The 24725-nt window shown below is 60.3% G+C and carries 21 protein-coding genes; 7 read left to right on the top strand and 14 right to left on the bottom strand.

Annotated elements, in window-relative coordinates:
* Window positions 1-4 precede the first annotated feature (4 nt).
* The 4 genes from FHW77_RS17595 (at window position 5) to FHW77_RS17580 (ending at window position 4547) form a co-directional block, all read left to right on the top strand.
* Window positions 5-361: a cupin domain-containing protein gene (locus tag FHW77_RS17595; protein ID WP_004438300.1), complete on the top strand. Its 357-nt coding sequence runs from the start codon at window positions 5-7 to the stop codon at window positions 359-361.
* A gap of 192 nt (window positions 362-553) precedes the next feature.
* Complete coding sequence (locus tag FHW77_RS17590; RefSeq protein ID WP_100911393.1) at window positions 554-2017, top strand: aldehyde dehydrogenase family protein; 1464 nt, start codon at window positions 554-556, stop codon at window positions 2015-2017.
* Window positions 2018-2030: 13 nt separating this feature from the next.
* Window positions 2031-3074 (top strand): tartrate dehydrogenase, encoded by a 1044-nt coding sequence (locus FHW77_RS17585; protein WP_100911392.1) that lies wholly within the window; start codon window positions 2031-2033, stop codon window positions 3072-3074.
* Between the two features lie 15 nt (window positions 3075-3089).
* Window positions 3090-4547 (top strand): NAD-dependent succinate-semialdehyde dehydrogenase, encoded by a 1458-nt coding sequence (locus FHW77_RS17580; protein WP_044459773.1) that lies wholly within the window; start codon window positions 3090-3092, stop codon window positions 4545-4547.
* Between the two features lie 115 nt (window positions 4548-4662).
* On the opposite strand, the gene FHW77_RS17575 is transcribed toward FHW77_RS17580, so the two are convergent.
* From FHW77_RS17575 to FHW77_RS17545, 7 genes are all read right to left on the bottom strand, one after another.
* Window positions 4663-5289: a dual specificity protein phosphatase family protein gene (locus tag FHW77_RS17575; protein ID WP_044459940.1), complete on the bottom strand. Its 627-nt coding sequence runs from the start codon at window positions 5287-5289 to the stop codon at window positions 4663-4665.
* A gap of 32 nt (window positions 5290-5321) precedes the next feature.
* Window positions 5322-6251, bottom strand: a complete 930-nt coding sequence (locus FHW77_RS17570) for an inositol monophosphatase family protein (RefSeq protein ID WP_161794451.1) — start codon at window positions 6249-6251, stop codon at window positions 5322-5324.
* A gap of 61 nt (window positions 6252-6312) precedes the next feature.
* Complete coding sequence (locus FHW77_RS17565; protein WP_161794453.1) at window positions 6313-7401, bottom strand: ABC transporter substrate-binding protein; 1089 nt, start codon at window positions 7399-7401, stop codon at window positions 6313-6315.
* Window positions 7402-7484: 83 nt separating this feature from the next.
* Window positions 7485-8624, bottom strand: coding sequence for an ABC transporter substrate-binding protein (locus FHW77_RS17560; RefSeq protein ID WP_100911609.1), 1140 nt, complete (start codon window positions 8622-8624; stop codon window positions 7485-7487).
* A gap of 23 nt (window positions 8625-8647) precedes the next feature.
* On the bottom strand, window positions 8648-9772 hold the full coding sequence (locus tag FHW77_RS17555) for an ABC transporter substrate-binding protein (RefSeq protein WP_044459771.1): 1125 nt from the start codon (window positions 9770-9772) through the stop codon (window positions 8648-8650).
* 33 nt (window positions 9773-9805) lie between these two features.
* Window positions 9806-10939: an ABC transporter ATP-binding protein gene (locus tag FHW77_RS17550; protein WP_006698661.1), complete on the bottom strand. Its 1134-nt coding sequence runs from the start codon at window positions 10937-10939 to the stop codon at window positions 9806-9808.
* Entirely contained in the window at window positions 10939-12792 is a 1854-nt protein-coding gene (locus FHW77_RS17545; protein WP_044459770.1) for an ABC transporter permease, read from the bottom strand. The genes FHW77_RS17550 and FHW77_RS17545 overlap by 1 nt, the downstream gene beginning before the upstream one ends.
* 504 nt (window positions 12793-13296) lie before the next feature.
* Here FHW77_RS17545 and FHW77_RS17540 point away from each other — a divergent pair.
* Window positions 13297-14283, top strand: coding sequence for a LacI family DNA-binding transcriptional regulator (locus FHW77_RS17540; RefSeq protein WP_044459769.1), 987 nt, complete (start codon window positions 13297-13299; stop codon window positions 14281-14283).
* Here FHW77_RS17540 and FHW77_RS17535 read toward each other — a convergent pair.
* The 4 genes from FHW77_RS17535 to FHW77_RS17520 form a co-directional block, all read right to left on the bottom strand.
* Window positions 14280-15926 (bottom strand): Na/Pi cotransporter family protein, encoded by a 1647-nt coding sequence (locus tag FHW77_RS17535; protein WP_044459768.1) that lies wholly within the window; start codon window positions 15924-15926, stop codon window positions 14280-14282. The genes FHW77_RS17540 and FHW77_RS17535 overlap by 4 nt on opposite strands.
* An 82-nt stretch (window positions 15927-16008) precedes the next feature.
* Window positions 16009-17694 carry a metallophosphoesterase family protein gene (locus FHW77_RS17530; protein ID WP_100911389.1) on the bottom strand — a complete coding sequence of 562 codons (1686 nt, stop codon included), beginning with the start codon at window positions 17692-17694 and terminating at the stop codon, window positions 16009-16011.
* The gene (locus tag FHW77_RS17525; protein ID WP_006698666.1) at window positions 17688-18296 is read right to left on the bottom strand and encodes a dual specificity protein phosphatase family protein; all 609 of its coding nucleotides are present in this window, start codon (window positions 18294-18296) and stop codon (window positions 17688-17690) included. The genes FHW77_RS17530 and FHW77_RS17525 overlap by 7 nt, the downstream gene beginning before the upstream one ends.
* Window positions 18297-18344: 48 nt before the next feature.
* The gene (locus tag FHW77_RS17520; RefSeq protein WP_044459937.1) at window positions 18345-19184 is read right to left on the bottom strand and encodes an inositol monophosphatase family protein; all 840 of its coding nucleotides are present in this window, start codon (window positions 19182-19184) and stop codon (window positions 18345-18347) included.
* Window positions 19185-19416: 232 nt separating this feature from the next.
* On the opposite strand from FHW77_RS17520, the gene FHW77_RS17515 reads away from it, so the two are divergent.
* Both FHW77_RS17515 and proP read left to right on the top strand, forming a co-directional pair.
* On the top strand, window positions 19417-19713 hold the full coding sequence (locus tag FHW77_RS17515; protein WP_004438228.1) for a PRC-barrel domain-containing protein: 297 nt from the start codon (window positions 19417-19419) through the stop codon (window positions 19711-19713).
* 165 nt (window positions 19714-19878) lie between these two features.
* A complete protein-coding gene (gene proP / locus FHW77_RS17510; protein WP_004438219.1) occupies window positions 19879-21399 on the top strand; it encodes a glycine betaine/L-proline transporter ProP in 1521 nt (506 codons plus the stop codon).
* A 104-nt stretch (window positions 21400-21503) separates the two neighbouring features.
* Here the strand turns inward: proP and FHW77_RS17505 are convergent, their stop codons facing one another.
* From FHW77_RS17505 to FHW77_RS17495, 3 genes are all read right to left on the bottom strand, one after another.
* Entirely contained in the window at window positions 21504-22229 is a 726-nt protein-coding gene (locus tag FHW77_RS17505) for an SDR family oxidoreductase (protein WP_037091203.1), read from the bottom strand.
* Between the two features lie 56 nt (window positions 22230-22285).
* The gene (locus FHW77_RS17500) at window positions 22286-23896 is read right to left on the bottom strand and encodes an FGGY-family carbohydrate kinase (protein WP_044459766.1); all 1611 of its coding nucleotides are present in this window, start codon (window positions 23894-23896) and stop codon (window positions 22286-22288) included.
* Window positions 23897-23984: 88 nt separating this feature from the next.
* Window positions 23985-24716: an SDR family oxidoreductase gene (locus FHW77_RS17495; protein ID WP_004438213.1), complete on the bottom strand. Its 732-nt coding sequence runs from the start codon at window positions 24714-24716 to the stop codon at window positions 23985-23987.
* Between the last annotated feature and the right edge of the window lie 9 nt (window positions 24717-24725).

Here is a 24725-nt window from a genome sequence, read left to right as displayed (position 1 = left end):
ATCCATGCCGCTTCTCAAGCCCATCGATACCAACCCCGATTTCGAGCCCAAGGCCTCCAAGGCGCTGCCAGAACGCCTCATTGCAGGCGACCCGTCGTTCAAGACCTGGGCGCTTGACGAAGCTCGCGACGGAACCGTGAAGACAGGCATTTGGGAAGCGACACCGGGGGAAAGCCGTTCCATCAAAGGTGAGACCTTCGAGTTCTGCCATATTCTGGCCGGCGTCATCGAAATCACCCCTGATGGCGGCGAACCGCAGCGTTATACGGCGGGCGACAGTTTCGTAATGAAACCCGGTTTCGTCGGCGTCTGGAAGACCATCGAGACGGTGCGCAAAATTTACGTCACAGTGAACGGATGAGGCGTATCTCGCCGGTTTTCCAGGTTGCCCGCGACAACGGGAACCGGCGAGAGACCACAGGCAGCACGCACCAAAGATTGCGCTGTCTGGCAACGGTAAAACGGGATTTTCGTTCACTGCCACGGCTGCAGTCGGTCGATTTCGCTTGCCGACAGGAGTTAGCTTTGAGGGCATATTCAAAGGGGATTTCCCATGACGCTCAGCTTCGATCCAGACAGCCTGTCCCTGCCAATCGGCCACTTCATCGGCAACCGGCTCGTCACCGCTGAAAACGGTATCGACATGCACCGCCCATCGGACGGGGCCCCATATGCCGGGTGCCCCAAGGCGGATGCAGCCCTGGTGGATGAAGCGGTGCAAACGGCCAAGGCCGCACTGAAAAGCAGCAACTGGGGCGGCGTGCGCCCGCGCGAGCGCACCCGGGTCCTGCAACGCTGGGCTGACCTAATAGAGCAGGAAGCCGAGACGCTGGCAAAGATCGAGGCGCTGTCCTCGACCCGGCCGGTGGGCCAACTGATCGCCGGCGATATCGCCGTGACCGCCGAGCAAATCCGCTTCTTCGCCGAATTCGCCGACAAGGAAGGCGGCGATCTGGTGCCGACCGACGACACGAGCCTCGGCATGATCATGACGGAGCCCTATGGCGTGGTGGGTGCGATTACACCGTGGAATTTTCCGGTGTCCATGGCTGGCTGGAAGCTCGGCCCGGCGCTTGCGGCAGGCAATGCCGTGGTGCTGAAACCTTCGGAGATGACGCCCTTCTCCAGTATTTTCATGGCGCAGCTGGCGATCAAGGCCGGGTTACCGGCCGGCCTCATCAACATCGTGCTGGGCGACGGTCCCGTCACGGGCAACGCTATCACCGGCCATCCCGAGATTTCCAAGGTGAGCTTCACCGGCTCCACCGCCGCGGGAGCCGCCATCATGGCCAATATCGCCCGTACAGGGATCAAGCCCATGACGCTGGAACTTGGTGGCAAGAGCCCACAGATTGTCTTCGCCGATGCGGATATCGAAAAGGCGGCGACGGCCATCGCCGGCAATATTCTCTCCAATGCCGGGCAGGCCTGTGTGGCCGGCTCGCGCATCCTCGTGGAGGACAGTGCGGCAGATGCCCTCTCCGCCGCAATCATCGCCCGCATGAAGGCGGTGAAGCCCGGGCCCACCTGGGACGAGACAACGCAATATTCGCCTATTATCTCCGAGGTGCAGCGCAAGCGCATCGACGGTATCGTGCAGGCGGCGGTCTCCAATGGCGGCCAATGCCTCACCGGCGGCGCGATCATGGACGGCCCCGGCTATTTCTACCAGCCGACACTGATCGCAAACGTCGACCAGACCTCCCCCGCCGTGACCGAGGAGATCTTCGGGCCGGTGCTGACGCTGCAGACCTTCCGCACGGAAGAAGAGGCTCTTTCGCTTTCCGATCATCCGACCTACGGTCTGGCGGCGGGTCTTTTCAGCCGTGACGTCTCACGCGTCATGCGCCTGTCCCGCGCCATCCAGGCGGGTACGATCTGGGTCAACCGTTACGGCCGCTCGCGCGACCACATTCTGCCTACCGGCGGCTACAAACGTTCCGGCATCGGCAAGGATCTCGGACGGGAAGCCTATCTCGCCAACCGCAAGAGCAAGAGCGTCCTGATTGGACTGTGACAGGGGAAATTTCTTGAAAACGCATCGCATCGCACTCATTCCCGGCGACGGCATCGGCAAGAGCGTCACTCATGCCGCATGGCAGGTACTCAACGCCGCCGCCAGAACCTCCGGTTTTGCGCTTGAAGCAACGGAGTTCCCCTGGTCCTGCGCGTTCTATCAGGAAACCGGCGCGATGATGCCCAAGGACGGTATTGAGACCCTGCGCGGTTTCGACGCCATACTCCTCGGGGCCGTAGGCTGGCCGGCCGAAGTTCCGGATTCGGTATCTCTGCACGGCCTGCTGCTGCCGATCCGCAAGGCCTTCGTGCAATATGCCAATATCCGACCGCACCGATTGCTTCCCGGTGTCGAAGGTCCGTTGAAGGCCGATGGATTCGATATCCTCTGCATTCGCGAAAATACCGAGGGCGAATATTCCGGCGCCGGTGGCCGGGTGCATCAGGGCACGGACGATGAGGTGGCCGTGGAAACCTCGATCTTCACGCGGACGGGCGTGGAGCGCATCCTGCGTTTCGGCTTCGAACAGGCGCAGAAACGTCGCGGCAAGCTGGCCTCGATCACCAAGTCGAATGCCCAGAAATATTCGATGGTGTTCTGGGATGAGGTAACGCACAGGCTCGCCGCCGAATATCCCGGTGTCGAGGTTTCCAGCTACCACATCGACGCCATGGCGGCGCGCATGGTGATGGCGCCGGAAAGCCTCGATGTCGTCGTCGCCTCCAATCTCTTCGGCGATATTCTGACCGACCTGGGCGCGGCCATTCAGGGCGGTCTCGGATTTGCCGCCTCCGCCAATATCAATCCCGACCGCAGCGCGCCCTCCATGTTCGAGCCGGTGCACGGTTCAGCGCCTGACATCGCCCATCTCGGCATCGCGAACCCAATCGCCGCCATCTGGTCGGGGGCGATGATGCTCGAGCATCTCGGGGAAAAGAATGCCGCGGCTCGGATTATGGCCGCACTGGAAACGACGACCGGCCGGGGTATCGGCACCGTGCCGGGCAGGGATGAGACGGACGCCATAACGGCTGCAGTTCTCGCAGCGCTCGACTGATTTCGGAGACAGATGATGCAAGGTTTGAAGGATAGGGATCTCTTTCGCCAGGCCGGCCTGATCGGCGGCGCATGGAAGGCAGCGGCATCGGGCAAGGCGGTCGACGTGATCGACCCGGCAACGCAGGCAGTCATTGGCAGCGTGCCGGATATGGGCGGAAGGGAAACCCGGGCCGCGGTGGAGGCCGCCGATGCGGCCTTCGGCCCCTGGAGAAAAAAGACCCATGCCGAGCGGGCGGCCCTTCTCGAAAAATGGTTCGCCCTGATGATCGAGCATATGGACGATCTTGCGCTGATCCTGACCACGGAACAGGGCAAGCCGCTTGAGGAGGCGAAGGGAGAAATCCGCTATGGCACATCCTTCGTCAAATGGTTCGCGGAAGAAGCTCGCCGTATTGGCGGCAGCACCATCCCTTCACCGACACCGGACCGGCGCATTGTGGTGCTGAAAGAACCGGTCGGCGTCTGCGGCATCGTCACCCCATGGAACTTCCCGAACGCGATGATCACGCGCAAGGTGGCACCCGCGCTTGCCGCCGGCTGCACCGTCGTCATCAAGCCTTCCGAATTCACGCCCTATTCGGCACTGGCGCTCGGTGTTCTCGCCGAACGGGCCGGCATTCCCGCTGGCGTCATCAACATCGTGACGGGCATGCCGACCGATATCGGCAACGAAATCATGGCGAATGAGACGGTGCGGAAAATTTCCTTCACGGGCTCAACCCGCGTTGGCTCACTCCTGATGCGAGGCGCTGCCGACAGTGTAAAGCGGCTCTCGCTGGAACTGGGCGGCAACGCGCCCTTCATCGTTTTCGACGATGCCGATCTCGATCTGGCCGTGGAAGGCGCGCTCGTTTCGAAGTTCCGCAATGGTGGGCAGACCTGCGTCTGCGCCAACCGCATTCTCGTTCAGGCAGGCGTTTATGACGCCTTTGCAAAAAAACTGGCGGATCGCGTTGATGCCATGCGGGTCGGTCCCGGCACGGAGGCCGGTGTGGCCATCGGCCCGATGATCAATGAGCCGGCCATAGCGAAGATCCGCGCCCATGTGGAAGATGCCGTGGCCAAAGGTGCGAAGATCATCACCAGACCCCGCCCTCTACCGCAAGGTCCGCAATACACCGCCCCCATTGTGCTGACCGGCGCAACGACCGGCATGCGTCTGGCAAGCGAAGAGACCTTCGGCCCGGTCGCTCCCCTCTTCCGTTTTGAGACGGAAGAAGAGGCGATCGCCATCGCCAACGGCACCCCGTTTGGGCTTGCGGCCTACTTCTACACTGAAAGCCTCAGACGCGCCTGGCGCGTGGGTGAAGCGCTGGAATTCGGAATGGTGGGCCTCAACACCGGCGCGATTTCCACCGAGGTAGCGCCTTTTGGCGGGGTCAAGCAATCCGGCCTTGGCCGCGAAGGCGCGCAGGTCGGCATCGAAGAATATCTGGAAATAAAGACGTTCCATATCGGCGGACTTGCCTGATACTTCTTTCCCATCCCCGACTAAAGGGTCGCCCAGCGACCCTTCTTTTTTTGAAGATCGACAAGAAACGAGATGCCTGTGCGGAATGGAAGCGCGGCCCGAATGAGCGCCTTCTTCAGTGGGCCGCGTCGATCATCGCGATCCAGCCGGCAGCCCGGCGGGCGGCTTCGGCCAGGACGGGTTTCGGAGCCTTATACCACTCATTTTCCGGCAGTTCTCGTTTCAGACGAACGAAGCTTATCGCGTCGCCCAGGGTCGGAAACTCCGCTGGCAGTGTGAGATGGAGGAAGAGCGCGACGACGGCGACAGAGCGGGAACGACCGCCCCGGCAATTTATGAGCACATTGCCGCGCTCCCGGCGGGGGTAAGATGGTTTTTCCGGCAGAATCTGCTCCAGCGCCGCCCGCAGAATATAATGGGCTGCCACCATCTGGGTATCAGGATTTCCGGCCCCGTCGATCAGACCGATCTTGTAATATCGGATTTCGCCCGGCCCATAGACGCTGCCTTCATGATCTGAAACCACATCGGACTGTTCCACGAAATTGAAGTCCAGATTGACGGCGCAATTGACGACGGTGGTAATGCCGTTCTGACGCAGAAGATTGAGGTCGCTCGCACCCTCTTTGCCCGAAATGAAGAGATCGACACCATAAAGCGGATGCCGTTCATAGATGCGGCTGAGCTTCGGCAGTTCGCCGCTCTCCTGCTCTCGGGCTATGGTCTGTTGCGGTTGCGGCATGTCATGTCTCCCCGGCACCGGTACGGCAGCCGTCATATCTTTGCTTTTTCAGTTTCTGCGGCGGTTGGCCCGTGTTGCACCGACGTCTTGGCGCTGCGGCTTGCGGATATGGCTCGTGCCACCCGCTGCAATGTCGGATAGTTGGCCCCCTCACCCGTGGCTATATAACCCGGGCAAAGGAATTCGGCGGCGCCTTCCGCCACCTTTCCAAGAGTGAGAGGTTCATAGGTGCCGCCGGCATTTTTGAGAATGAGGATGGCGGCTGCCACATCCCAGGCGTTGACGCCGAAACCAGCGGCCGCATCCGTCCAGCCCGCCGCGACGTGAGCAATGCTGAGCGCAGCGCTGCCGGGCCGGCGCAATGTAGAAAAGGTCTCAGTAAGAGTACCGAAATTGGCCAGCGCCGCTTCCCGCCCATCCAGCCGGAAATCGCGCGAGACGGGATAGCCGGTGATGAGCGTCGCCCGTGTCTCGTCCGAGACGCTACGCGAGCGCAGCCTTTCGCCGTTCAGATAAGACGCCTGGACATCGGCCGAAAACATCTGCTCCGCGACAGGGTCATAAACCACGCCGGCAACAACCTTCCCGTCGATAACGGCGGCAATGGACACGCACCAGAAGGCAAGGCCGCGGGCGAAATTTGCCGTGCCGTCGATGGGGTCGACATACCATTGCACCTCACCGCTACCGATCTGGCCGCCCTCCTCACCCATGATGGCCGAGTTGGGTTCCCGTTCGAGAATGATGGTGCGAATGGCGGCCTCGGCGCGCTTGTCGTGGATAGTCACGATATCGTGGAGATCGACCTTGTAGTCCACTGTCATATCCGATCGGAATGCCGCAAGCAGAGGATCGCGCACGGCACGCGCCGCTGTTTCGGCGATTTTCATCAACCGCACGGAGCGGGAAAAAGCGCCCTCATCTCCAGGATTTCGTTCGCTCAATGAGGTCTGCATCGGCATGTCCATTCCGTTCATTCGCAAAAAGGAGGAGGCGGCGCGGCCAGGACCGCGCCAGCCGGGATTACTTCGTGTAGTTGACGCGCCAGAAATCCTGCCACTCCTCGCGCCGATCGAAATCATCGAGACCCGTAGCAGAATTGTATCCCATCAGCCGGTCGGCAACCTTCATCAGCCCCGAAGGCTCATCATCCGGCATCTTGATGTCGGTATTGGTCGGCAGCTTACCGTCCTTCATCTGCGGGGCGATGCCCTCTTCCGTCAGGATATAGTGGATAAAGAGCTTGGCCGTGTTCGGGCTTTTGGTCTTGGAGGCCATCAGGCCGAGCTTGATATAGGTCCAGCCGACCCAGGGATCGAGGTCGGTGCAGAGGCCGAGCTTGTAGCCCTTGTCGGCATTGTCGCGAAATTTGGCTGAACTTAGCAGGCCGAAGAAGGGCTGGTTCTGGCCGGGCGCGCCGACCGCTTCCGCAACCGGGTCGTCGCCGTCGGTGGCGAGCGGGCCATTCGCAGCCAGCGCCTTTATCCACGCAGCTGCCGCACTCTTTTCCTCCGTCTCCCTGCCGAAATGAGCCTTATAGGCCGCCGCTATCTTTTCATTACCGTGGGCTTCAAGCTGGTTGAACCAGTCGGTATAGGTGCTCTTGCTGAGCGGATCGACCATGGCGACCTTGCCTTTCCATTTCGGCTCGGTCAGTTCCCAGATATTCGTCACCGGGCATTTGTCATAGGCTTCGGTATTATACGCCCAGACGTTGGCGTTGGTGGAAATGGCCAGTGGGTTTTGAAACTGCGCCGGAATTTTCGAGGTCATGTCGCCCGGCAGGTAATTTTCCACAAAACCCGCCGGCAGAAGCTGGGCAAGTGCAGAGGGCGCATCGGTAATCAACACCACATCCCCCTGCACATTGTTCGACTGGCTTTCGCGGATGATCATCTCCAGCTGGCTATTGGCGGAAACCTTTACGCCCGTCGCCTTCAGCCCGTATTTGGCGCTGAATTTATCCGCCATCTCAACGATCTTGCCGGTGCTGTCATAGATGTTGATCGGCTTCTCCTGCTTTGCCGCCGCGAGGACGGCGTCGAGATCGAAGGGCTCTTCAGCCGCGGCGGGCAGAGCGGAAGCGCCTATAATCATTGCACCTGCGGCCATGGCCGAGGCAGCCCTCAATTTCATTTTTCGCATCGTTTCCCCTCCCAAGGAAAAGACAGGCGGGTTTGCACCCCGCCTTCCGTTTATTTTTTGTAATTCACACGCCAGAAATCCTGCCAGCCTTCGCGCTTGTCGAGATCGTCGGCCGCCGTTGCGGCGTCGAAAGCCATCAGCTCATCGAGATGATCGGCGACCCTCGAAGGCTCATCCGCCGGCAGGGCGATTTTCATATTGCCGGAAAGCTTGCCGTCAGCGGTCTGAGGCGCGATGCCTTCTTCCGTCATCAGATAATGCAGGAAGAGTTTCGCGGCATTCGGGCTTTTCGTTTGCCCGGCAATCAGGCCGAAACCGGGATAGAGGAATCCGGAAAATGGCTTTACACCGCTGCAAAGACCGAGCTTCAGCCCCTTGGCTTCATTGTCACGATACTTCGCGACCGAGGTGATGACGAAGAAGGGATCGGTCTGTCCCGGAGCACCGGCAGCGTCCGCCACCGAACTGGAATCCGTCAAGAGCGGCGCATTTTCGGCAAAGGCTTTCACCCAGGCAGCCGTTGCGCTTTTTTCGCCCGTTTCCAGCTTCTTGCCGTAGAGGTCCTCGTAGGCTTTGGCGACATCGGCATCGTGGTGGGTTTCGATTTGGTTGAACCAGTCGGCATAAAGCGGTTTGTCGAATAGATCGAGCATGGCAAGCTTGCCCTTCCAACGCGGCTCCGTTAGCTGCCAGATGTTGGTGACCGGGCATGTGTCGTATTTCTCGGTATTGTAGGTCCAGACATGCGGGTCTGAGACGACCACGAGCGGATCCCGCAGCTTCTGCGGAATATCGCCTTCGATATCAGGCGGCGTCCAGCTGGTAGCGATACCTGCCGGCAGAAGCTCGCCCATGGCGGAGGCAACATCCGTGGCCACGCTGACATCGCCGACGACATTGCCAGCCCGATGTTCGCGGATCATCAACTCGACCTGCGTCGCCTCGTTCACCTTCTTGCCGCTGGCCTGCACGCCATACTTGGCCGTAAACGCCTGCGCGGTATCCACGATCTTACCGGTGACCGCATAAACCGTAATCGGCTTTTCCTTCTTCGCGGCAGCGATGAGCTCATCGAGATTGAAGGCTTCCTGCGCATGCGCGGCCCCGCTAAGTGCCAGCGAGACGCCGAGGCAAAGTGCGGAGGCGGTCCCCCGCCGCCTGCGCTCGTTGCCATTATTATTGCTAGCCATGATCGTCACGAGTTGATCCCCCATTATTTTTTGTAGTTCACACGCCAGAAGTCCTGCCAGGTTTCACGCGCATCCCAGTCTTCAAGACTGGTCGCCATGCTGTAGGGCAGGATGTTATCGAGGACGGCGCCAATACCCGATGGCTCGTCGGCGGGCAGACTTACCTCCTTGTTGGTCGACATCTTGCCGTCGATCGCCTGCGGCGCGATGCCTTCGGCAGTCATGATGTAGTGAATGAAAAGCTTCGCCGCATTCGGGCTGTTCGTGCCCTTGGTGATCAGCCCAACGCCCGGATAGAGCCAGCCGACCCAGGGTTTCAGCTCCTTGCAGAGGCCGAGTTTCGTGCCCTTCTCGGCATTGTCGCGGAACTTGGCCGAGCTGATGAGGCCCATGAAGGGTTCTTTCTGACCGGGAGCACCAACGGCTTCGGCAGCAGCCGCATCGGCGTCGGTCAGAAGCGGAGCATTGGCGGCAAGCGCCTTCACCCAGGCTGCCGTCGCGCTCTTTTCCCCGGTTTCGAGGTCCTTGCCGTAAAGCGCCTTATAGGCCGCTTTCACTTCACCGTCGCCGTGGCTGGCCATCTGGTTGAACCAGTCGACATAGGATGCCTTGCCGAGCGGATCCTGCATCGCCACCTTCCCCTTCCACTTCGGGTCGGTCAGTTCCCAGATATTGGAAACGGGGCATTTGTCGAAGAGTTCGCTATTATAAGCCCAGACATTGGCGCTGGTGACGACGGTCAGCGGGTCCTGATACTCCGGCGGAATATTGCCGGCCATATCCGGCGGCAGCCAGCTTTCGACAAAACCGAGCGGAATAAGCTGCGCCATCGCGGCCGGCGCATCGCTGATGATCGAGACGTCACCCTGAATATTGTTGGCGCGCGCCTCGCGGATGATCATCTCCAGCTGGGCGGAGGCCTTCACCTTCGCGCCCTCAGCGCCGACACCGTATTTCGCGGCGAAGTTCTTCGCCATTTCAACGATCTTTCCCGTGCTGTCATAGACGGTGATCGGTTTTTCCTTTTTCGCCGCCTCGATCAGGGCATTGAGGTCGAAAGGCTCTCCCGCTTTCGCCACGCCGCCAAGCGTTGCGGCAATCGCCGTTGCGCATAAGAGCCGGCTCAGGCCCGCTATTGTCCGCTTCATCCTGCTTCTCCTTCAGCCGTCTCGGCGGCGTTTTCAGTTGTAGGTGCTGTGGCGCAGAACGGCGTCCGCCTCGGTGATCCTCTGCCCCCTGGCATCGAAGGCGTGAAGGGCTTCGGGCGGCACGTGAAAGAACACGCGGTCGCCGCTGTCGATACGCGGCAGGGAGTGGGTGGTCAGGAACAGCGTGTGGTTCTCGCTTCTGAGTTCGAGAATCCAGCTGCCGCCGGTCGGCAGCACGCCGGTCACCGTCATCTCGCCGGCGAAGCTGCCTTGCGGCACATCCTCGGACTTCATCACATAACCCATGGCTTCCGGCCGCATGCCGATCGAGGCAATGCCGCGCAGTTGCGGATAACGGGTTGCGAAATAGGCTTCCGCGCTGTCCGCTATGTCCGACACCCCGGGCTGGCCGAAAGTCAGTATGTTGATCGGCGGGCTGCCGACGAATTCGGCGACGAAACGATTGGCCGGACGGTCGTAGATATCGTTCGGCGTGCCCATCTGCTGCAGCGTGCCTTCGTTCATGACGGCAATGGTGGTGGCAAGTGTCATGGCTTCCCACTGGTCATGCGTCACGAAGACGATGGTCGTCTTGAATTCCTTGTGCAGCCGCTTCAGCTCGGCGCGCATTTCAAGCCGCAGCCGGGCATCCAGATTGGAGAGCGGCTCATCGAGAAGCAGAACGCCCGGATTGACGGCGAGCATGCGGGCAAGCGCCACACGCTGCTGCTGACCACCGGAAAGCTGCGACGGATAGCGGTCGCGATATTTGGCGATGTCGAGCGCCTGCATGACGCGCTCGACACGGGCTTCACGCTCGGCCTTCGGCAGCTTGCGCAGGCGCAGGCCGAAATCGGTATTGCGCTCGATGGTCAGATGCGGCCATAGCGCGTAGCTCTGGAAAACAAGGCCCATTTCACGTTTTTCCGGCGGCACGAAAATGCCTTCGGTCACGGAATCGATCACCCGGTCGCCGACGCGGATCTCTCCGCCCGAGAGGTTTTCGAGGCCAGCTATCATGCGAAGCGTGGTGGTCTTGCCGCAGCCGGAAGGCCCGAGCAGGCACATGAACTCGCCGTCGCGGATTTCGAGATCGAGATCGGAAACCGCATTCGCGGAATTCACGCCGTAGTTTTTCTGCGCACCGCGCAGGTTGATGGTAGGCATCAGCTTCCAAGTCCTTCTGCAAGATTTGTGCGGGTCAGCTTCTGGGCCAACAGCGTGCCGAAATAGGCAATGGCGGCGATGATCAGCACCACGGCGTTGGCAGCCTGCGTGTAGTGGTAGTCGACCAGCCGCAGCGAATAGGTGGTCAGAACATCCGTGCTCGGCACGGCGAGGATCACGAAGAGGCTGAGACCCTTGATGCCCGAAATGAAGGGCAGGAGAACCCCGGTCACCAGCGACCCTTTCTGGATCGGGATGACGATCGAGATCATGCGGCGGAACCAGCCTGCACCGGCGATCTGGGCAGCCTCTTCCGGGTCCTTTCCAAGCTGCGTCATGGCGGAAATGCCGGCTCGCGAAGCATAGGGCATCTGGTCAGCGATCAGCGCCAGGATGAGGATCGTCACCGTACCATAGAGCGCCGGCATCGGCCCGCGCGGAACGGCAAAGAGCGACAGATAGGCGGCGGCAAAGGCAATGCCGGGCACGAGATAGGGCAGGAATGTCACCTGTCGCAGGTAGACGGACAGGGCACGCACCGGCGTGCGGATGACGACATAACCAACGAGCAGGCCAAGAATGCCCGATGTGAGCGAGGCAAGCCCGACGATCATCATCGTGTTTTTTGCGGCAGCCCATAGGTCGGGGCTTAGGAGCACGCCGGTCTGCAAGGCGACGGTGTTGAGGTTGCTGCCAATCCAGTAATCGAGGGTGAAGTTGTCGAACGTGAAGCGGGCCGGCATTTTCATGACCGTCGAGAGCGCCAGGGTCAGAAGCGGCAGGCCGACACTGAGGACGAAGATGGCAGCCGCGAAGCCCGTCGCCGGAAGCCGCATCTTGCCGAGACGGCTCTGCCTGTTCATCGAGCCTTTCGAACCAATGGTCACGAAACGGCGGGCTTCGCGAACGAGGCGGGCGTCGATCATGAGCGTGATGATGCCGATGAGCATGATCGAGGCCGCGACGACACCGGCAACGCCCGTCTGGCGCGACGCAATGCTGCGGAACAGCGATGTGGAGAGAACCTCGAACTTCACGGGCAGCCCGAGAACATAGGGCACGCCGAACTCGCCAAGGCATTTCGCAAAGATCAGCACCATCGAGGACAATAGCGCCGGGCGCATCAGCGGCAGGATGACCTGCAGGGCGACCTGATAACGATGGGCACCGAGAATGCGGGCGGAATCTTCGAGCTGCGAGTCGAAGCGGCGAAGCGCCGAGCCGAACAGCAGGATGACGAAAGGCGTGTAATGCAGGGCAAGGATGATGGTGATCGGGAAACGCCCGTAAGCCACCCAGTCCGGCGGCGTGAAGCCTATCGCCTCGAACCAGCCGGGCTGGCCGCCAACGGTGCGATTTTTAAACAACGTCGTCCAGGCGAGCGCGAAGGTCCAGGCCGGCAGCATATAGGGCACGATCAAGGCCGTGGCGAACCAGCGGCGGCCGAACATGTCCGTTCTGCTGATAAGCCAGGCAAGAACGGTGCCGATGACGAGCGAAAGTGCAATCGCCCCGAATGCGACGGTCAACGTATTGAAGAGCGGACGCCAGAAAAGATCCGATGCGACGGGCGAAAAAAACGCCCTGTCGAGATAATAAAGCGTGAGATCGCCGACATCCTTGCCGAGGCGCCGTTCGTGGCCGAACTGGACGCGGACGGCATCGAGAATGATCGAAACGATCGGAACGACGATCAGATAGGTGAAAAGCAGAGCCGTCAGAACGCCGATCAGCGTCGTCGGCTCCCTGAGTGCGACCTTGAGACGATAGCGCCAGGCCTGCCATGCCGAAGGCGCGGTCGTCGGGGGACTTCCCAGCGCCTCCGCCTTCGTCGATTCGCTTAAAAGAGCCATTCTCTCTCCCCATATGGCCACGCTTTACCCTCACGCGCCGGCAAACACCTGCCTTCGCGCGACCCGCAGAGCAGGCGGCGCGTGCGTAACCTTCAGCAATGCATCAATGCTTCAGAAGCGGGTGCTTCACCCGCTCACAACGATGATCCCAGCTCCTCCCGAAAACATCGCGGGCAAAGCGATTATGGAATAAAAATTCCATATCTCACTCTACCTTGGAATGCATGATCCGTCTTAAAAGACGTTTTGTCAATGAAAAAATGCACACGTGATCATTAACTTATTTATTTGTTTTCAAACGTGTTTTTGTCACAAAACTGTAATTTTTTAACGGCGCGGGGCAGGAAATGTTTTTCCTGTCCCGACGCCTGTGGAACGGATTGGATATTTCCTGAAACGCCAGAGAGCTTTTCTCAAGGGTGACGGGGTGCTGGTGAAATTGGAATAGCCGACATCCCGTAGCCTGTGATATCAGGCATTGGATTTCGGAACCGGGGGAGTCGGATGGCAAGAGGGTTCGTGACGGCCGAAGAGGTGGCGAAAAAGGCCGGGGTTTCACGCTCCGCCGTCTCTCGTACCTTCACACCCGGCGGCAGCGTATCGAAGGCCGTCCGGCGCAAGGTGCTGAAAGCCGCACAGGAACTCGGCTACCGCGTCAACCGTCTGGCGCAGGGTCTCAACAACGACCGCTCCAATCTCATCGGGGTCGTCGGTGCCAATCTCAGCTCCCCATTTATTTCAAAACAGCTCGATCTCCTCAGCATCGGCCTCCTGCGCCGGGGCTTGCAATGCCTGTTGCTGAATGCGGCAGATGCCCGCAAGGACATTGCGCCGCTGATCGAGCTTCTCTTCGAATTCCGCGCGCAGGCCATCGTGGTCCTTTCCGGCGAACCGCCGGCTTCGATCGTCGATGAATGCATCGCCAATGGCGTGCGCCTCATTCTCATAAATCAGCGTCTTGATCGCACCGACACGAATATGGTGTTGAGCGACGATTCCCATGGCGCCGATCTTGCCGCCATGCGGCTTGTGGCGGCGAAATGCAGGAAAGTCGCGGTCGTTTCCAGCGGTAGCCAGACGCCGGCTCAGCTGCGCCGCGCCGGTGCCTTCACCCAGCGCATGACGGTTGAAGGTATCGAGGTTGTGCCCTGGTCCGGTGGTCCGACCAGCTATGACAGCGGCTATCAGGCCGGCTGCGAATTGCTGGCGGACAAGTCCATCGATGGCGCCTTCTGCGTGACCGATCTGCTCGCGCTCGGCTTCATGGACGCCGCGCGTCTTGAAATGGGCCGCCGGGTGCCGGAAGACATCTCGATCGTCGGCTTCGACGACATTCCGCAGGCGGGCTGGAAAAGCTACCAGCTGACGACCGTTGCCCAGTCCTTCGACGCGTTGACGGAGAAGGTCCTGACCGCTCTTGACAGCGACGAGCCGGAAACGCGGCTCCAGGTCGTGCCCGTTTCCATGGTGGAGCGCATTACCGCACGCTAACCCGCCGCCTGCCGGATCCGGCTTTCGATCAGCAGCCCGCTCTCATCGAGGATCGGGTGGGCAACGGCTGCAAGATGGGCGTTGATGCGCTTGAGATCACGCAACATGTCCAGATGCACCGAACTGGTCTGAATGCTGTCAACCCGGCCGTCGCGCAGGCGCTGGAGATGGCTTTCCGACGATTGTTTTTCCAGCCGCCGCACATCTTCCTTCACTTCCACCAACCGACGGGCAAGATCGGCGTTGCGAGTGGCGAAAACGGACTGTGCCATGCGGATATTATCGAGCGTGACGGCAAAAAGGCGCTCAAGTTCACTTTTCCCATCATCGGAAAAGCGGAGGCCGAGATCGATCTTCTTGGCAATCTCCGGACGGATGCCTTTCTCGATGATATCGCCGATATGTTCGAGATTGATGGCATATTCGACAATATCCATCGCACGGCGCTGGTCCTTGCGGGCGAGGCCATTCTGTCCGACCTTCGAGACATAAACCTTGATTTCATGCTGCAGGCGGTCGACTCGGCCCTCCAGGCTGCTGATATCGTTGAGCTTTGCCGCATCACTGTCCCGCATGGCCTCACTCGCCTGCCGCAGCATAAGCTCGATCAGGTCGCCGACCAGCAGCACCTCGCGGCTTGCGCCGGCAAGCGCCGCAACCGGTTGATCGAGATCGTGACTGTCGAGATAGCTGTGATTGTTTTCGGTGCTCTCTCTGTCTGGCAGCAGCATCGTCGTTACTCGCAGAAGCACTGGCGAGAGCGGCCACGCGAAGGCGGCAACAGCGAAATTGAAGGCGAGATGCGCATCCACCGCTAGATTCGCATGCGAAAAGGGTGACATGTCCAGCAGGGCCGCGGCATATCCGGCGAGCGGCAGCGCTGCGAGGCAGCCTATCGCCCTGACGACGAGATTTCCCACCGTCACCCGGCGTGCCGCGATCGGGGCTTTCAGCGTCGCCAGTACCGGCGGCACCGCGCCGCCGAGATTGGCGCCGAGCACCAGAACGATCACGAGGCTCGTTTCCATGCCGCCGCTGGCGGCAAGCGACAGGATCAGAACGACGATGGCGAGACTGGAGGAGGCAAGAACAGCAAGGACGGCGGAGAAGATCAGCGCCACAGGCCAGGCATCACCGAGCATGCCGATAAAGAGACCCAGTGCTGGCGACTGCCTGATGGGATCAGTTGCAGCCGAGAGAAGATGAAGGGACAGCAGCATGAGACCGACACCGGCCACCGCCGCCCCGCCTCCCTGCCGCTGCACCGATTTGCCACGCGACAGGATGACACCCGCAAGGATGAGCAACGGCGACAGCCAGCCAAGCCCGAGAGCGACAATCCACGCCGTCATCGCAGTTCCGACATTGGCGCCGAGCAGGACGATCTGCGCCATGGCCGGCGCGATGAGGTCCTTCTCGACGAAAGAGGCGACCATCAGCGCGGTGGCAGTGGAACTCTGCAAGGCGATTGTCGCCACGAGACCAGCGAAGAAGGAACGATACCGGCCGCGCGTGCCGGCGGCCAGACCGATGCGGAGCCTCGCACCAAAGGCGCGTGACATGCCATCCTTTATCTGCGCAAGCCCGAAAAGCAGCAAAGCCACGGCGCCGAACAGGTTGATGCCGACAACGACCGATTCCATTCAATCCCCCCGCCTGCCGTCCCGGCGGCCGGACAGCAATCAACCCAGCCATGATAGACCGCCCCTTCCGCAAATCGTCGGATCAAACCGCAACGCGTTCACGCTGCGACCCGAGCCGAAGCGTAATGTCGCGCGGGCTGCCTTCTGCACGCTCAAGAAACAGGCCGAGCGCTCCGAGGAAGATTTCGATAAAACTCCTGACTGACCCGTCGTGACGATCCGGCGCGCGGCCGAAACGCTGCGCCAATTTCCGATAGAGGCAGAGCCGCTCATGCGGGATATGCGGCAGGGCTAGACCCGCCGCCTGTCGCAGGCAATACCAGTCGGCAATCAGCTCGAACATGGGCAATTCGAATGACAGCGCAAGTCCATCAGACAGTTCGTGGCCATCATGCCCAAGCAGGAGGAGAACCTCCTGCACGGTTTTGTCGGAGATTGCCGCAACGACCTCTGCCGGCCATTCCTTGCTGAAATAGCGATGCCTGATCAGCGCCCGCTTGTGGCCAAGCAGGAACCCACCATAATCACCGGCTGCAAAAGACGGGTCGTCCTCTTCACCTGCCAGTACCGTCTCCTGCGCGTAACCCTGGCAAATACGGTCATTGACCGGCAGAGCGGTCATTTCCACCGTTTCCACGCTGATGTCCTGCCGGGCTGGATGGATGACCTTGAATCCGGGAGGAAAGGCGACGAGCGAAGGGACGGCAACATTGGTGAGCGACCTATCACCCTTCCCACCCTGCGTCACGCCCTCGACATGCAGGTGCCCGCTGAAATGGACGGTTAACCCAGCCCGCACCAGCGCTTCTTCCACCGCCTTGCGTGGCGTACGGCGCACGACATTGGTTTCACCGAACAGGGCACCTTCGGCACGGCTTGCTCCGTCGAAGGGATCGAGCACCGGATAATGGGAAAAGCCCAGCAAGGTCTTGCCGAGCAGCTCCGCCCTGTGGCGCACGTCGGCAATCCAGTCAATGATGAAGGGCTTGCAACGCAGGAGCGCGTTCCAGCCACCCGAAGTGCTGTCGGTAAAGGCGGCTTCCTCACCTCGCTGAAAGACACCGTCCAGCGGCTCGAAAATATTCGCATCGATCATCAGGAGCCAGAGGCCCTCTTCCGGCTCGACAAGATAGGAGGCGTCCATCAACCTATAGACATTCCGCCCATCGGGAGAGCGCACGTCGTAGAGCCGGTCTTCCGGCGCGTCGGACGCGCCGAAGGGCGTCTCCCAATGCAGATAATCCGGCTGGCGGAAATAACCGAAAGCCCCCATCGGATCGAGGCCGGCGGGATAACCTTCGCAGTACATGCGGTCGGTTATGACGACCCCTTCCCCGGTGCGGCGCGCATCGCTGGAAACCAGGACGCCTTTGCCGTTCTCCGTCAGGAATTCCTTGGTGTGATTTCGGCCGCAAGGGCCGAAAATGTCATGGTTCCCGGGCAGCGCATAAAAAGCGGTGCCATGGGTATCGCGATGGCGCTCCAGAATGCCCTTCAGCGTTTCAGTCGTCACCCGCTGGCCGTCATCGGTATAATCGCCGAGCAGCACCACATGGCGAATGCCACGCTGGCGCACCTCTTCCAGCGCCGCATGCAATGCATCCGCGCTCTCGTTGAAAACCCGGGTGGATTCACGCGTTTCCGACCAGCTGCGCATGGTGATGCGCTCGCCATCGATTTCGATGCCGGGAAACCCGAAATCCGCTGAAGTATCATGAAAATGCGCATCGGCAATGACGGCAACGGAAGGCAGCATATGTGTCAGCATGATTGCGCGATCTTTCTGCCCTCAACCAAGTCGATCCATTCGGAAGCGCGGCGGGCGGCGGCATAAAGCATCGGTTTCGGCGTCTCGAACCATTCGTCAGGCCGCAATTCCCGTTTCGTGCGGATCACGGCCAGCGCATCGTCGAGCGTCGGATAGAGGTCGGGCTGCTGCTTGTGCAGGAAAAGCGCCACCAGCGAGACGGAACGGCTGCGACCGCTGCGGCAGTTGACAAGCACATTGCCGCCATCGACAAATGGATAAGTTTCCCGCTTCGGCATGGTCTGGCGAAGTGCGCCATCGAGTATGTAATAAGCGCCCAGCATCATGGTGTCAGGACTGCCATCGCCGTCGATCAGGCCAAGCTTGTAATAGCGGATGTCACCATAACCGACAGCCCGCCGGTCGCCTTCTTCGGCCATCGTCTGCACGAGATTGATATCAAGATTGACGGCGCAATTAACGACGGTCGTAATGCCGTGCCGGCGCAGAAGCTCCCGGTCGCCAGCACCATCGCTGCCGCCGATGTAAAGGGCGGCATTATGCGGACCGAGCCCTTCCGCAATCAGGCTGATTGCCGGGCGGGCATAAACGGGTCCATCCATTTCATTCCTCCACATGCGCGAACACCCCGAACAGGTGTTCGCCTGAAATCAGGCCGAGGCGGCGCGCTGCCGGTCCGACGGCGTCCTTTCGGCAAGGGGTATATTCGCTGCCTGGCTGACGCCTCTGGCAACACCGCGGGCCGCAGCCAGAACAGGCCCGCCATCCCGAAGACTGCCAATCTCCAGAAATGGGCAGACATCGCCGCCAGCTTCGCTGACGAGTAGCAAGCCCGCAAGACAATCCCATGAATTCATATGCAATTCGAGATAGGCGTCGGAACGACCGTCGGCCACATAGGCAAGCGCCAGCGCTCCAGAGCCTGCACGACGAACATTGCTGCCCATATCGAGCAGGTTCCTGACGATATCGAGATATGTGGAATTCGCGACCCGGGTCGACCAGCCCATCTCGATCGATGACGCATCAAAGCGCGTCGTTTCCGCGGTTTGAATCGGCTGCCCGTTGCGCGTTGCTCCTTCACCGCGACGCGCGAAATAAAGCTCGTCAAGCGCAGGATTATAGATCGCGCCGATTTCGGTCCGCCCTTTTTCGACATAAGCAATGGAGATGCAGAAATGCGGGATGCCACGCGCGAAATTCGCGGTGCCGTCCACGGGATCGACGACCCACACCCGATCGCCGATCTCACCACCGCCTTCTTCACCAAAGAAACTATCGCCTGGGAAACAAGCCGAGATCGCCCCGCGAATATGCGCCTCGGAAGCCGCATCGGTCACTGTCAGAAAATCCTGCGGCCCCTTCATGGAGAAGCTTCGCGTCGCCTCACCCTGAAAACCTTTGAGTACCAGTTCGCCGGCGGATAAAATAACGCTGCGGCACAGTTCAGCGCGAGCTGCCAATGTATCCGGATAGGGCATCGAGTCCATGCGCAAAACCATTTCTTTTGAGTGAACGCGTGTTCATATTGCACACGCGTTCATTAATTTCAAGAGGGTTTCCTCGGTCAAACATGACTATCGAATGACAAAGTATCGGCATGTTCATTCCGGAAGCTTGCAGGTCTGTTAGCAAGGCAGCGCAATGACTGCGACCAACAGCCAATGGAACGGTTTTGCAGCGCGGGAGTTTCGTTCCTGTAAACCATGACAGGAGGAAAAAATGGATCATAGCAATCACGTACGTCTGGTTGAAACCGAACTGACGCCGTCGGTTCTAGAAGGCGCGACCGTCTATGGCGCCGATGACCACAAGGTCGGGAAGGTTGACCACGTACACGGCGTCGGCGCCGGCAGCACGGCGATCATCGATGTCGGCGGCTTTCTCGGCATCGGCGCAAAGCCCGTCGCAGTTCCGCTCAGCGATCTCGATTTCATGCGCGATGAGGACGGCGATGTCCACGCGGTGACCTCATGGACGAAGGATCAGTTGAAGGACATGCCCGAGCATCGTCACTGAATACATCCCACCAGACTTCACAAGCGCCCGGCCATTGCCGGGCGTTCGTTTATTGGGGCACACCCCGCCCCCGCACCGCTTCCGCCTGCAAATGGAACACATGCGCATGTCACGCATTTTCACGTCGCGCAATAAATGGTTGCAAGGCATTCAAGGGGACAACAATTGAACAGTCAGATTCAGGCCAGCCCGCTGAGCATTGACGACGTGACCGTCATCGATGACGAGAAGGTCAAAAAAGCCGTGACGGCAGCCGCCCTCGGAAATGCCATGGAGTGGTTCGATTTCGGTGTTTACGGCTTTGTCGCTTACGCCGTTGGCAAGGTCTTCTTTCCGGAGGCTGCGCCCGCCGTTCAGACAGTGGCGGCACTTGCGACATTTTCGGTGCCGTTTCTCATTCGTCCGCTAGGTGGCGTTTTCTTCGGGGCGATGGGCGACAGGTTCGGGCGGCAGAAGGTCCTCTCTCTCACCATTATCATCATGGCCGCCAGCACCTTCTGCATTGGCCTCATTCCGGGTTATGCGACCATCGGCATCTGGGCCCCTATCCTTTTGCTGCTCTGCAAGCTCGTTCAGGGCTTTTCCGTGGGCGGAGAATATACCGGTGCGGCCATCTTCGTGGCGGAATATGCGCCCGACCGAAAACGCGGTTATCTCGGCAGCTGGCTCGATTTCGGCTCGATTGCCGGTTTTGTGCTTGGCGCGGGGCTGGTGGTGCTGCTCAGCACCGCCATGGGCGAGGCGAAATTTCTTGACTGGGGCTGGCGCATTCCGTTCTTCCTTGCCGCTCCGCTCGGACTGATCGGCCTTTATCTTCGCCACGCCGCGGAGGAGACGCCGGCTTTCACCGAACGCCTTCACCGCGCTGAAGAGGAGGACCGTCAGTCGCTGAAGGAACGGCCCATGGTCCCCATCGCGGAGATCACCAGCAAACATCTCCGTTCGCTGGCAATCTGCATCGGCATGGTTCTCGTCACCAATGTCACCTACTACATGCTGCTGACTTACATGCCCACATACCTGTCAAAGACGCTGAATTACAGCGAGGATCACGGCGTCCTCATCATCATCGCCGTCATGGTGGGTATGCTGTTCGTCCAGCCGGCCATCGGGCTTTTGAGCGACCGGATAGGCCGCAAACCTTTCCTCGCTGTCGGCAGCACGGCGATCTTTTTTCTCTCGCTACCGGCTTTCCATCTTATCGCCAGCGGGCAGGTGGTCCAGATTTTCTTCGGCTTGCTTATTCTTGCCGTCGCGCTGAACTGCCTGATCGGAATCATGGCCTCGACCTTGCCCGCTCTGTTCCCGGCGCGCATACGCTATAGCGCCCTGGCGATCGCGTTCAACATCTCGATCATCGTCGCCGGCCTGACTCCAACGGCCACGGCCTGGCTGGTGGAAGCGACCGACAACATCTATATGCCGGCCTATTACCTCATGGTCGCCGCTGTCTTCGGCATTGTCACCACTTTCTTCCTGAAAGAGACGGCGAACCGGCCTCTCTATGGCGATACGCCCAACGCCTCCAGCCGCAAAGAGGCGAAATCGCTTCTCGCCGCGCAATATCTGCACATCGAAAAAAGCGTTGAAGAGATTGACGAGGAGCTTCTCAAACTGGAACAGCAGAAAGAAATTCTGCAGGCGAAACGCAGTCAGCTCGTCGGCCGGCACCCGGACCTGAACTAACTCCATCCGCCATAGATGAAATGCGCGGGCAATGCGTATCGCACCCCGCGCATCGATTTTTTCAGGTTTCAATCGGCCTGCGCCGAGAGCAGCTGTTGTTTCGCTCAAACGGCGAGGAAGCCGCCGTCCACTGGCAATACGGCGCCTGAAATCATCTTGCTGTCATCGGAAAGCAGCAGCGCGATGCTCTGCGCCACCTCTTCGGCTTCTGCGAAGCGGTTGAGCGGATGACGCACCATCATAGGCTGGCTTTTGACCGGATCGTTCCACGCTTCCGCAGCCAGTTCAGTGAGTGTGATGGTGGGAGCGACGGCATTGACGCGAATACCATGCGGGCCAAGTTCCTTGGCAAGCACGCGGGTTGCGCCCTCAAGCCCGGCCTTGGACGCCGCATAACACAGGTGATCCTGAAAGCCGCGATGCCCTGCAATCGAGGTGATGTTGACGATGGCGCCACCGCCCCCCCTTGCAACACGGGCGCGGGCAAATTCCTGGCAGGTGATGATGGCTGCGCGCAGATTGATGCCCAGCACGGCCTCGTAGCCTGCATCGCTCATGTCAAGCACACTTTCCAGCACGTTGATGCCGGCGCTGTTGATCAGGAAATCGCAGGTGCCGGCTTCGGCCATGGCGGCGCGGGTGGCGGCGACGTCGGCAAGATCGGCACGGATCGAACGTCCGCCGATTTCGCTTCTGAGGCTGTCGAGATCGGACTGCGTGCGGCTGATCGCCACGACCTCCGCACCGCGTGCGGCCATCAGCTGCGCGCAGGCGCGGCCGATGCCTTTGCCTGCGCCGGTGATGATGACGGATTTTCCGGAAAACTGCATGGAATCCTCGTTATTTGCGGCCAATGCGGCCGGATGATCTAAGCTTGTGACGCGGTTCAGGAATGGCTGGCGGCGCGAATGGCGCGCGCTGCGTTCTGCAACGCAAGAAAGGCGTCGTAGCGTGCCTGATGAACCATCTGGAAAGCGGGATCGGGAGCCGCACAGCTGGCGATACGCGACATCGCGGGCATCGCCGCCATCAGGTCCGGATAGGTTCCGGCGGCGACGGCGCCCAGCATGGCCGAACCAAGCAGCACCGGCTCCTCGCATTCGGTCAATTCGACGGGAAGCCCGGTCGCATCGGCCAGCAACTGCCGTGCAAGCGGGTGGGCACCCGCACCGCCGCTGACACTGATGGTTTCCACCGGCGCGCCGTTGCGGGCCTGCGTTTCGATGATCTGACGAAGCCCGTAACCAAGGCCGAGAAGCCCGGCCACATAAAGCGCGACAAGGGAATCCACGCCGGTTTCCATGCCATATCCGGCAACGACCGCACGGGCATGGGGATCGGCGAAGGGTGCGCGGTTGCCGAGAAATTCCGGCACCACATGAAAATCCTCTGCAAGCTTTGCTGCGGCGGAAGCGGATTCGGCGAGGCCGAGGGCGCGGTCGGCAAGCCAGACCGGCAAGGCTTTGCCATCCTTCTCGGCAAGCACCTTCGCTTCGGGGACTGCCGGATGTAGCTGAACCAGATAATCGATGGCCGCACCGGCAGCAGACTGGCCGCCCTCATTCAGCCACGCACCGGGAACCATGGCCGAATAATAAGGCCCCCAGACGCCAGGCACGAAGGCGGGTTCGGCTGTCGTCGTCATGGTACAGGACGAGGTCCCGAAAACATAACCAAGGCATTTCGAAGCATCGCCACCCGCAGCAACCGTACCGACGCCGCCGGCGTGGGCATCAATCAGGCCCGCAGCAACGGCGGTGCCTGCCACCAGCCCCATCGCCTTTGCGGCGTCTTCCGTCAGACCGGTGCCGAGCGCCGTGCCCGGATGGACGACGCTTTCACCGATGCGGCGGAAGCCCTGTTCCGCCAGATCGCCAAGGCCAATATTGTTGAAATATTCCGAATCCCATCGGTTCTCGTGGGCGAGATAGGTCCATTTGCAGGTGACCGTGCAGGCGGATCGATCAAGTGCACTGGAGGCTTTCCAAGTGAGGAAATCCGTCAGGTCAAAGAAGTGTTCGGCACGGGCATAGACATCCGGTAGATTTTCCCGAAGCCACAAAAGCTTCGGCGTCTGCATTTCGGGAGAGATGCGGCCACCGACATATTTAAGAACCGCATGTTCTCCGGCATTGATGCGCTCCGCCTGTTCAACGGCACGGTGATCCATCCAGACGATGATATCGCGTTCGGGATGATCGGCAGCGCCAACCGGCAGGGTCTCATCGTCCGGCCCGCGAACGACGAGTGAGCAGGTGGCATCGAAACCGATCCCGGCAACATCGACAGGATCGATACCAGCGCGTGAGACGCTCTCCCGGACGCTGTCGCAAACCGCCTGCCACACTTCCGCGCTCGATTGCTCGGCAATGCCGCCATCTTCGCGATGCATGCTGATCGGACGCTTGGCGGTGGCGAGGAGCTTGCCCGAGACGTCGAAGACACCGGCCCGCGCCGAGCCGGTCCCGACATCGACGCCAACAAGATAGGAAGCCATTTGCGATACTCCTCGGAGGGGATCATCCGATGCTGGAAAGGGTTGGGCGGCGGGACCGTGTCCGGTCTTTCCGCCGCCCAGGGATTTTTTAAACGCGGTCGAAGTTGGTCGGCAAGACCAGCATGTCGCGGATGGTGACGGTGCGCTTGCGTGTCAGCATGTAGACGACGGCATCGGCCACTTCGCTCGCATCGATCAGGCTGCCGGATTCCTTGGCCTTTCGGAGGTTTTCCTCCGGCCAATCGGCCAGCAGTGCGGAAACGACCGGGCCAGGGGAGACCTGCGCAACGCGCACGCCGTGCGGGATCATCTGGCGGCGCATGCCCTGCACGAAGCTGGTGATCGCCCATTTCGAACCCGAATAGACCGGTTCCCAATAGGTCGGGAAGTGGCCGGCAATCGAGCAGGTGACGATGATGTCACCCGTCTTGCGCTCCGACATGTGCGGCACGACGGCATGAACATTCTTCATGACGGCGTTGACATTGAGATTGAGCATCTTGTCGATGGCTTCCGGCGTCGTCTCGGTGAGATCGCCGCCGATATAGGTGCCGGCATTGCAATAGAGAATGTCGATATGATCGACCTTCTTGAGGATCTCAGGGATCATTGCGTTGCAGCTGTCGGCATCGAGCAGATTGGTGACCTGCGGGATGGCGCGGTCGCCAAGCTTGGCAACCAGATCATTGAGGGCCTTCTCGTTCCAGTCCACCATGACCACGGTCGCGCCCTGTTCCAACAGCGCTTCTGTGGTGGCAAGCCCGATGCCGGATGCGGCGCCGGTGATGACCGCAATCTTGCCTTGCAGCGATTCAGACATTTAATTCTC

The organism is Agrobacterium sp. RC10-4-1, assembly GCF_014138475.1.
Lineage (GTDB): Bacteria > Pseudomonadota > Alphaproteobacteria > Rhizobiales > Rhizobiaceae > Agrobacterium > Agrobacterium pusense.
The sequence above is the reverse complement of the archived record's forward strand: the minus strand, read 5'-3'. Positions and strand labels throughout refer to the sequence as shown.